Annotated in this window: 9 protein-coding genes and 1 pseudogene; 9 read left to right on the top strand and 1 reads right to left on the bottom strand. The window is 65.8% G+C overall.

Annotated elements, in window-relative coordinates; translation table 11 throughout:
- Positions 1–154: 154 nt before the first annotated feature.
- Positions 155–1,105, bottom strand: coding sequence for a LysR family transcriptional regulator (locus tag EN884_RS14740; RefSeq protein WP_013533101.1), 951 nt, complete (start codon positions 1,103–1,105; stop codon positions 155–157).
- A 93-nt stretch (positions 1,106–1,198) separates the two neighbouring features.
- On the opposite strand from EN884_RS14740, the gene EN884_RS14735 reads away from it, so the two are divergent.
- The 9 genes and pseudogenes from EN884_RS14735 to EN884_RS14695 all read left to right on the top strand — a co-directional run.
- Complete coding sequence (locus tag EN884_RS14735; protein ID WP_063167498.1) at positions 1,199–2,104, top strand: dioxygenase; 906 nt, start codon at positions 1,199–1,201, stop codon at positions 2,102–2,104.
- Positions 2,105–2,107: 3 nt separating this feature from the next.
- Positions 2,108–3,067 (top strand): VOC family protein, encoded by a 960-nt coding sequence (locus tag EN884_RS14730; protein WP_013533099.1) that lies wholly within the window; start codon positions 2,108–2,110, stop codon positions 3,065–3,067.
- Positions 3,064–3,723, top strand: a complete 660-nt coding sequence (locus tag EN884_RS14725) for a dienelactone hydrolase family protein (protein ID WP_013533098.1) — start codon at positions 3,064–3,066, stop codon at positions 3,721–3,723. Before EN884_RS14730 ends, EN884_RS14725 begins: the two co-directional genes overlap by 4 nt.
- Positions 3,723–4,784 carry a maleylacetate reductase gene (locus tag EN884_RS14720; RefSeq protein WP_063170176.1) on the top strand — a complete coding sequence of 354 codons (1,062 nt, stop codon included), beginning with the start codon at positions 3,723–3,725 and terminating at the stop codon, positions 4,782–4,784. Before EN884_RS14725 ends, EN884_RS14720 begins: the two co-directional genes overlap by 1 nt.
- 27 nt (positions 4,785–4,811) lie before the next feature.
- Positions 4,812–6,086, top strand: a complete 1,275-nt coding sequence (locus tag EN884_RS14715; protein ID WP_063167499.1) for an ABC transporter substrate-binding protein — start codon at positions 4,812–4,814, stop codon at positions 6,084–6,086.
- A 55-nt stretch (positions 6,087–6,141) separates the two neighbouring features.
- On the top strand, positions 6,142–6,858 hold the full coding sequence (locus EN884_RS14710; RefSeq protein WP_063170177.1) for an ABC transporter ATP-binding protein: 717 nt from the start codon (positions 6,142–6,144) through the stop codon (positions 6,856–6,858).
- Positions 6,858–7,559 carry an ABC transporter ATP-binding protein gene (locus EN884_RS14705; protein ID WP_063167500.1) on the top strand — a complete coding sequence of 234 codons (702 nt, stop codon included), beginning with the start codon at positions 6,858–6,860 and terminating at the stop codon, positions 7,557–7,559. Before EN884_RS14710 ends, EN884_RS14705 begins: the two co-directional genes overlap by 1 nt.
- Positions 7,560–7,626: 67 nt before the next feature.
- Positions 7,627–8,490, top strand: a complete 864-nt coding sequence (locus EN884_RS14700) for a branched-chain amino acid ABC transporter permease (protein ID WP_013533093.1) — start codon at positions 7,627–7,629, stop codon at positions 8,488–8,490.
- Between the two features lie 8 nt (positions 8,491–8,498).
- A pseudogene (locus tag EN884_RS14695) lies at positions 8,499–9,151 on the top strand (branched-chain amino acid ABC transporter permease); the annotation flags it as partial.

Raw genomic sequence — 9,151 nt, 5'->3', positions numbered from 1 at the left:
GACCAATAGGATATCGGGATTTCTGGCGGCCCGACGGCTTTTGGGGGCGGGCGGCCGTCGAGCCTAACCGGCGACGCGGGGATGAAGCGCCTCCGGCTGGAGGAAACATGCGCGTTGTGTGACGCTACCGCATCATTCGAATAGCGAGGCTGGTTTACCGTCCCCAGACAACGGCATTCTCATGCCGTTTGATGATGTGCTTCAGGTTTTCGAAGGCGGTCGTGACGTGGCCGGCGAAGCGCTCTGCCGCCGGTGAGCGTGGTCCGCTGACCCGGCGAAGGATACCGAGTGAGCGGCTGGGCTGCGGGATTTCATAGGGCAGCACCGTAACCCGGCTCTCCTTGCGCTGCGCGAAGACTACGGAGAATGGCAGCACGGCCAACGCATCGGTTTCGGCAAGGAAGTTGATCACGCTCATCAGCGAGCCTCCCGAATAGCGGATGTTCAGGTCCGACATGCCGATGCTCATCAGGATCATCTGCAGGTCCGACATCAGCGGAGAGCCGGGCAGGGGAGCCACCCAGGGAAAGCTGGTCAGGTCATGCGCCCTGAGGCGGCGATTTCGCAGCAGGGGATGATCGGGCCGGCAAGCCACGACATTGCGTCCGGGCAGGATTTCGGTGAATTCGAAGCCGGGACCAAGGTCGAGCACGCCGATCGGCACGATGCCGAGGTCGATCTGGTTGCTGTCCAGCGCCGCGACCATCTCGGGCAGGTTCATGTAGCTCTGCTGAACGGTGACCTCGGGTTCGAGCTTCTGGAATTCTCCGATCATCCGGCTGATCATCGCGTCCATGAAGAACGGCACGCCGCCGACACGGACGACACCTTTGGTGCCTTTCATGAAGCCCTGCACCGCATCCGACGCCTTGCGCGACGCGGTGATGATCGTGCGGCCCTGCGCCGCCAGCTGGAAGCCGAGCGGCGTCGCCTGCAGCGGCCGGCGGCCCTTGAGGAACAGCGGCTCACCCACCCGCGCCTCCAGCATGGCCAGTGATCGGCTGACCGCCGGCTGGGTCAAGCCCAGCATGGCGGCTCCTTCCGACACGCCGCCGGCATCCAGCACCGCGGCGAGCTGCATGAGGTGGCGCTCGTTCAGCTTCATAGCAAAACGCTATACAAGGGACGTCACATCTCATCAAGCATCGCGTCGGGCCGTGCTATCCCGCTTGGCAAGGGGAAGGGAGGCCCCGGCGGAATGCACGGCCAGCACGACCCGAAGCGGGATGAGTCCCCCAAGGCGATATCGACGCAGGCCGAGGAATTCTCGCGGCGCCTGACGGCAATGGGCCAGTCCCGCCTGGCGGCGGCGGCGCAGGCAGCCGTGGATGGTTTGCACGCGCTGATCGTGGAGTTGCGGCCCTCCGGCGAGGAATTCCGCCAGGCGATCGATTTTCTGACCGAGGTTGGCCACTACGCCGATGCGCGGCGCCAGGAATGGGTGCTGTTCGCCGACGTCCTGGGCGTGTCTTCGCTGATCGAGGATCAGAACAGCCCGCGCCCCGCCGGAGCGACACCAAACACCCTGGCCGGGCCCTTCTACCGGGCCGACGTGCCGGAGATGCCACCCGGCGCGAACATCTCGCGCGATCACAAGGGCGAGCCGCTGGAGGTCGCGGGCCGCATCGTCGCGCTCGACGGCGCGGGGGTCGGCGATGCGACGGTCGAGATCTGGCAGGCCAATGCCGAGGGTCTCTACGAGAACCAGGAACCCGACCGCCAGCCGGAATTCAATCTGCGCGGACGCTTCCGTACCGATCCGCAGGGACGGTTCCGCTTCACGACGGTGAAGCCGAAGGGCTACACGCTGCCGTCGGACGGACCGGTCGGTCAATTGATGTCAGCGCTGGGCCTTGGCCTCGAGCGGCCGGCCCATATCCATTTTCGCGTCTCGGCGGAGGGCTTCGAGACGCTGACGACCCACATCTTCGACCGGTCGGACCCTGCGATCGGCCGGGATGCCATCTTCGGGGTCAAACCCGAACTCATGGCCGAGTTCCGCGCGCTGCCGCCCAATGGAGGAAAACGCAAGCACGCGCTCGACCTCAACCTCGTGCTCTGCCCGCAGCGGCGGAGCGATACCGAAACCTCTGGGAGGAGATGACCGATGGCACGTATCAGCGGCTACCACCATTTGACGCTCTCGACCGACAGCGCTCAGGAAGATTTTGATTTCTATACCAAGGCGCTCGGCCTGCATTCGGTGAAGCGCACCGTCTTGTTCGACGGCGTCATCCCGGTCTACCACCTCTATTACGGCTCGCCCAATGGCGATGCGTCGACGATCATCACCACCTTCCCGTTCCGCAAGCCGGGCGTCTATGGCCGCCGCGGGTCCAATCAGTCGCGCACCATCATGCAGTCGATCCCCAGGGGCGCCGCGGATTTCTGGGTCGACCGGTTGAATGCGCGCGGCATCGAGGCCATCAAGATCACCCGTTTTGGCGCCGACCGTGCGGCTTTCGCACATCCCTGCGGCATCCCGCATGAGCTGGTGGAAAGCGACAGGGATCCCCGCGCGCCCATCACCAACGAGGCGCAGGGCATCGGCAAGGCCCACGGCATCAAGGGAATCTACGGCGCCGTGGTGGCGGTGATGGACCGCACCGCCATGGACGACTTCCTGACCATCGCATTGCCGATGGAGAAAGAGGCCGACGACCACGAGGGGCTCGTGTTCCGCGTGCCGGATGCGGCCGGCGTCGCACAGCGCGTGGAGGTCATTGTCGACCGCGACAGCCCGCAGGGCACCTGGACTCTGGCGGGAGGCACGATCCACCACCTCGCCCTCAACACCGGCGACGAAGAGAACCAGTTGAAGCTGCGCGCTCATATCGAGGGCCTCGGCTTCACGGACATATCGGAGCAGAAGGACCGCAACTACTTCAAGTCCTGTTATGTCCGCTCGCCCGGCGGCGCGCTGTTCGAAATTGCCTGGACCACGCCGGAAGGCTGGGCCAAGGACGAGCCTCCGGGCCAGATCGGCAAGACGCTGGTCTTCCCGCCTTGGTTCAAGGACCGCGAGAGCGAATTGCAGGCCGGCCTGGAACAGGCGGATTTCGCGTGAGTTCAGGCAGCGGTCCGCTCCGGCTTGGGCCAAGAGGCCCGGAGGCTAAGGCGATTTGCGTCTTCGTCCACGGCCGCGGCCAATCGCCCGAAGAGATGCAGTCCCATGTGCTGTCGCGGCTTTCCGCGTCGGCCGTGGCCTTCATCCTGCCGCGCGCGCCGCACGGCATGTGGTGGGAGGCGCGTGCCGTCGACCCGTTGACGTCGGTCGCCCGCGCGCAGCTCTCTGACGCGCTCGACCACCTTGCGGCCGCAATGGTTGCGGCGCGTGCCGAACTGCCCGGACTGCCGCTGCTTCTCGCGGGCTTCTCGCAAGGGGCGTGTCTCTCGATCGAATATCTCTGTGCGGGGCTGCCGCCGCCGGACGCTTTGGCGGCCTTCACGGGCTGCCGTGTCGGCGTTCCGGCGGACGAAAGATCCGAGGCGGCGCCGGCCGGAATGCCGATTTATCTTTCCGGTGGTGATGCCGATCCGTGGATACCGGTCTCGGCGTTTGCCGATGCCGCGCAATCGCTGGGCCGGATTGGCGCGAGCCTGCGGGCCGATCTGTTCCCGGGCCGCGGCCATGAGGTCTCGGACGCCGAGATTGCCATGCTGGGCACTATCCTCGACGACCTCGCGGCCGGGCGTGGCCCGCGCATGGAGGCGGCGCGATGATGGACAGCTTCACCTTTCCGGGCCTGACGACACGGGTGGTCTTCGGTGCCGGCACCATGGCTCGCGTCGAGGAGGAAGTCCGGCGGCTCGGCCATGAAAAGGTGATGGTGCTTTCGACGCCGCATCAGAAGGGCGATGCGGAAAGGCTGGCCGCAAGCCTTGGTGGCCTCGCCGCCGGGATCTTTGCCGGCGCGGTCATGCATACCCCTGTCGAGGTCACGGAAAAGGCCATCGATACCTTCCGCGGCAGTGGCGCTTCGGCGGTCGTCAGCCTCGGCGGCGGCTCGACCACTGGGCTCGGCAAGGCCATTGCCGTGCGCACGGGCGCCGACCAGGTGGTCATTCCCACCACCTATGCCGGCTCGGAAATGACCGACATACTCGGCGAGACGGCAGCCGGCGAGAAGACCACCCGCCGCTCGCCGGACATTCGCCCAGAGACGGTGATCTACGACGTCGATCTGACACTGAGCTTGCCGGTAAATCTCACCGTAACCTCGGCGATGAACGCGATCGCTCATGCGATGGAAGCCTTGTATGCCCCCGATCGCAATCCGGTCATCGTGCTGATGTGCAGGGATGCCATGGTTGCCTTTCGGGAAGGCATTCCAAGGTTGATCGGCAATCCGCAGGATCGCGCGGCGCGGACGCAGGCGCTCTATGCGGCGTGGTGCTGCTCGACCGCACTCGGCTATGTCTCGATGGCGCTGCATCACAAGCTGGCGCACGTCTTCGGCGGCTCGTTCGACACGCCGCACGCCGAAACCCACGCCATCCTGCTGCCCTACACGACCGCCTTCAACGAAGCGGCGGTGCCCGATCTGCTGCGCCCGATCGCTGAGGCATTCGGTGGTGGTTCGGCGGGCGGCGGGCTCTGGGATTTCGCACAGTCGGTCGGCTCTCCGCTGAGCCTGAAGGCGATCGGCATCGAGGAGGCCGATCTCGACCGCGCGGCGGCAATCGCGGTGAAGAATGCCTATGCGAATCCAAGGCCGATTGATCCGGGATCGATAAGGGAACTCCTTCAGGCGGCGTGGGAGGGACGCCGTCCGGGGGACTGAGAACAAAACAAGAGGGAGGAACCAAACATGATCACAAGACGCAGCCTACTGAAAGCCTCGGCGGCGACAGGCCTGGCGCTCGCCGGTTCGCGCCTGGCGACGCCGGCCATCGCGCAAGGCGCCAAGATCCGCCTGGGCTATGTTTCGCCGCAGACGGGGCCGCTCGCCGGCTTCGCGGAAAGCGACGCCTACAACATCAAGGCCTTCCTCGCTTCCGAGGCGGGCAAGAACTTCGAGGTCATCGTCAAGGACAGCCAGTCGAACCCCAACCGCGCGGCCGAGGTAGCCAAGAGCCTGATCGTCGATGACGAGATCAACCTGATGCTCGTCGGCTCGACGCCCGAGAACACCAATCCGGTGGCCACCACCTGCGAGGCGGAGGGCGTGCCGGTGATCTCGACGATGGCGCCGTGGCAGCCCTGGTTCATCGGCCAGCAGGGCAATCCGGCCGATCCGTCCTCGTGGAAGCCTTTCAACTTCGCCTATCACTATTTCTGGGGTCTCGAGGACATCATCGCCGTCTACACCGGCATGTGGAAGCAGCTTTCCACCAACGGCAAGGTGGGAGGGCTGTTCCCCAACGATGCCGACGGCAATGCCTGGGGTGATCCGAAGAACGGCTTGAAGCCGGGCCTCGATGCCGCCGGTTTCAGCCTTGCCGATCCCGGCCGCTATCAGAACCTGTCGGACGATTTCACCGCGCAGGTCAACGCCTTCAAGGCGGCCAATGCCGAGATCGTCACCGGTGTGGTCATTCCGCCGGACTTCACCACCTTCTGGAACCAGGCCCGCCAGCAGGGCTTCAAGCCCAAGGCGATAACGGTGGCCAAAGCGATCCTCTTTCCGCAATCGGTCGAGACGCTGGGCGATGCTGGCCACAACCTCTCATCCGAGGTCTGGTGGTCGGCCTCGCATCCGTTCAAATCGTCCGTGACGGGCGAGAGCTCGGCGGAAATCGCGGCGGATTTCACCGCCAAGACCGGGCGCCCCTGGACGCAGCCGATCGGTTTTGTCCATTCGCTGTTCGAGGTGGCGGCCAATGTCATGGGGCGCGTTTCGGATCCGACCAATGCCGAGGCGATCGCGGCGGCCATAGCCGCCACCGACATGACGACGGTGGTGGGGAAAGTGGCATGGAGCGGTGCGGGACTGCCGCCTTTCGCCGCGAAGAACGTCTGCAAGACGCCGCTCGTTGGCGGCCAGTGGCGGAAGAAGGCCGGTGGCGGCTTCGATCTGGTGACCGTCGAGAACGCCGGCGCTACCGAGATTCCCACCGCTGGCAAGATGGAAGCCCTGGCCTGACGCTGCCGGGGGCGGCTGCGCCGCCCTCGTTCGGCGCGACCCAAGGATGACTGTGATGATACTCAGGCTGGAAAACGTTTCGAAGTCCTTCGGCGCCCTGAAGGTTGCGGATTCCGTGACCGTCAGCGTGCCGCGCGGCGAAGCGCTGGGCATTATAGGCCCGAACGGCGCGGGAAAATCGACGCTCTTCAACCTGATCACCGGAAACTTGTTTGCAAATGAGGGCCGCATCGAATTCCTCGGCCGCGACGTGACCCGCGCTCCGGCCATGGAGCGGGTGCGCATGGGCGTCGGCCGCAGCTTCCAGATTCCGCAGCCTTTCGAGGGGCTGACCGTGTTCGAGAATCTCTTGACCGCCGCCGCCTTCGGCCGCGGCGGACGCGAGGCCGAGATGGTCGAGGATTGCGCTGGTATCCTCGAGGCGACGGAGCTCCTCAGGAAAGCCAATTTCGTGGCCGGCTCGTTGAGCCTTCTCGACCGCAAGCGCCTGGAACTCGCCCGCGCCTTGGCGACAGGCCCCGAACTTCTGCTTCTGGACGAGATCGCGGGCGGTCTGACGGAGGGCGAATGCAAGGCCCTGGTCGCGACGATCAGAGCCATCCACGCGAGGGGGACCACCATCATCTGGATCGAGCATGTGCTGCATGCCCTGAATTCGGTGGTCGAGCGGCTCCTCGTGCTGGATTTCGGGCGCGTGATCGGGATCGGCGCGCCTGATGAGATCATGGCCTCGAAGGCGGTTCGCGAAATCTATCTGGGGCTCGAGGTCTGATGCTGGAAACGCGCGGCCTCACCGCGAATTACGGCCAGTTCCGGGCACTGTTCGGTGTGGATATCACCGTGGCCGCGGGCGAATGCGTGGCGATCATCGGCGCCAACGGCGCCGGCAAATCCACGCTGATGCGCTCGATCACCGGCGTGATCGGCAACGCGCCCGGCATGGTGCTGCACAGGGGCGAGCCGATCGGCGCGCTGTCTTCGGCCGAGATCATGAAGCGCGGCATCGCCATGGTGCCGGAGGGGCGCCGGCTGTTCCCTTCGCTCACCGTCGAGGAAAATCTGCTGGTCGGCGGGCAGGCGCGTAAGGTGCAGGGGCCGTGGAGCCTCGACGCGGTCTATGACCTTTTCCCGATCCTGGGCGAGCGGCGCAAGAGCCCCGGTACCGCGCTCTCGGGTGGCCAGCAGCAGATGGTGGCGATCGGCCGGGCGCTGATGTCGAACCCCGAATTGCTGCTTTGCGACGAGATCAGCCTCGGCCTCGCGCCCGTCGTCATCCGCGATATCTACGCAGCACTTCCCAGGATCCGCCAAGGCGGCGCCGCGATCGTGCTGGTGGAGCAGGATATCGGCAAGGCGCTGGCAGTGGCCGACCGCGTCTACTGCATGATGGAGGGTCGCGCCACGCTGGCCGCCAGGGCGGCCGAGGTCACGCGCGAAGATATCCACTCTGCCTATTTCGGAGTGGCGGCATGACGCGGGAACCAAGGCTCGGTCGTCTGCTCGCACAGCACCCTTGTGGCCTGATCGAGGTGGCGCGGCGATGATCTGGCTGGACACCCTCGTGCAAGGGATTCTGCTGGGCGGGCTCTATGCCCTGTTTGCAGCAGGGTTGAGCCTCGTCTTCGGCATCATGCGGCTGGTGAACCTAGCCCATGGCGACCTCATCATTCTTGCCGCTTATCTGGTTTTGATGGGCGTCACGCTGCTCGGCTTGTCGCCCTGGATCGCTGCCCTGATTGCCATGCCCGTGATGTTCGGGCTCGGCTGGCTGCTGCAGGCCGCCGTCCTGAACCGCGTGCTGGGCAAGGACATCCTGCCGCCGCTTCTGGTCACGTTCGGCCTGTCGGTCGCCTTGCAGAACGGCCTGCTCGAGGCCTTCTCCGCCGACAGCCGCCGCATTCCGGTGGGCGCGTTGGAAGGGGCATCGCTCGATCTAGGGCTGGTCACGGTTGGGATCATGCCGTTGATGACCTTTGCCTCGGCGATCGTGACGATCATTGCGCTCAACGCGCTCTTTTACCACACCGCCCTCGGCCGTGCCTTCCGCGCCACCTCGGACGACGCCGTGACGGCGGGGCTGATGGGGATAGAGCCGAAGCGGATTTTCGCGATCGCCACCGGGATCGCCATGGTCGTGGTGACGCTGGCGGCGCTCTATCTCGGCATGCGCGCGAACTTCGATCCTTCGATCGGACCGGCGCGGCTGATCTATGCCTTCGAGGCGGTGATCATCGGCGGCCTCGGCAGCCTGTGGGGGACGCTTGCCGGCGGGATCATCATCGGGGTGGCGCAAACGTTTGGCGCCGCGCTCAATCCGGAATGGCAGATCCTGGCCGGCCACATCGCCTTCCTGGCCGTGATGCTGCTCAGGCCGCGCGGGCTTTTTCCGCGCGCAGTGGATTGAGGGCCGGCATGTATCGACTGACAACCCGCACCCGCGCCGGAACCGTGACCGCGATCATCGTGCCGATCTTCCTCGTCGCCGCGCTCGCGCTGCCTGCCGTGGCCTCGCGTGGTGTCATACAGGATCTGTTCTTCATCCTCACCATGCTGTCGCTGGCGCAGATCTGGAACCTGCTGGCGGGCTATGGCGGCCTGGTCTCGGTGGGCCAGCAGGCTTTCGTCGGCATCGGCGCCTACGCGATGTTCGCCGGCGTGATCCTGCTCGGCTGGAATCCGGTCCTGGCGATCCCGCTGGGCGCCCTTGCGGCACTGGTGCTGGCGGTTCCGACGGCCTTTTTCGCGTTCCGCTTGCAGGGCGCGTATTTCGCCATCGGCACCTGGGTGATCGCCGAAGTGACGCGCCTGCTGGTTGCGCAGTGGAAGGCACTTGGCGGCGGCACCGGCACGTCGCTGCCGCGCGAGGCGACGAGCAGCATCCTGGGCACCGATGCGGTCCGGGCGCTGTTCGGCGTCCGCGAGGCCGCGGCACGCGATGTCATGGCCTACTGGCTGGCTTTGGCGCTGGTCGTGGCCGTGACGGGCGGCATCTACTGGCGGCTGCCACCGGGCTGACCGGCGCGCTGATTTTCCTGCAGACGGCCCGCATCTCGCCGAGCGCGGCC

Source organism: Mesorhizobium sp. M7A.F.Ca.AU.001.01.1.1 (assembly GCF_004022735.1).
GTDB lineage: Bacteria > Pseudomonadota > Alphaproteobacteria > Rhizobiales > Rhizobiaceae > Mesorhizobium > Mesorhizobium ciceri.
This window is presented reverse-complemented; position numbering and strand designations above follow the sequence as displayed.

Bases quoted from the DNA above. Each gene is read 5' to 3' on its own strand.
- EN884_RS14705 (WP_063167500.1), top strand. From the start codon at position 6,858: ATGCTGGAAACGCGCGGCCTCACCGCGAATTACGGCCAGTTCCGGGCA.
- EN884_RS14710 (WP_063170177.1), top strand. From the start codon at position 6,142: ATGATACTCAGGCTGGAAAACGTTTCGAAGTCCTTCGGCGCCCTGAAG.
- EN884_RS14740 (WP_013533101.1), bottom strand. From the start codon at position 1,105: ATGAAGCTGAACGAGCGCCACCTCATGCAGCTCGCCGCGGTGCTGGAT.
- EN884_RS14720 (WP_063170176.1), top strand. From the start codon at position 3,723: ATGGACAGCTTCACCTTTCCGGGCCTGACGACACGGGTGGTCTTCGGT.
- EN884_RS14715 (WP_063167499.1), top strand. From the start codon at position 4,812: ATGATCACAAGACGCAGCCTACTGAAAGCCTCGGCGGCGACAGGCCTG.
- EN884_RS14735 (WP_063167498.1), top strand. From the start codon at position 1,199: ATGCACGGCCAGCACGACCCGAAGCGGGATGAGTCCCCCAAGGCGATA.
- EN884_RS14730 (WP_013533099.1), top strand. From the start codon at position 2,108: ATGGCACGTATCAGCGGCTACCACCATTTGACGCTCTCGACCGACAGC.
- EN884_RS14700 (WP_013533093.1), top strand. From the start codon at position 7,627: ATGATCTGGCTGGACACCCTCGTGCAAGGGATTCTGCTGGGCGGGCTC.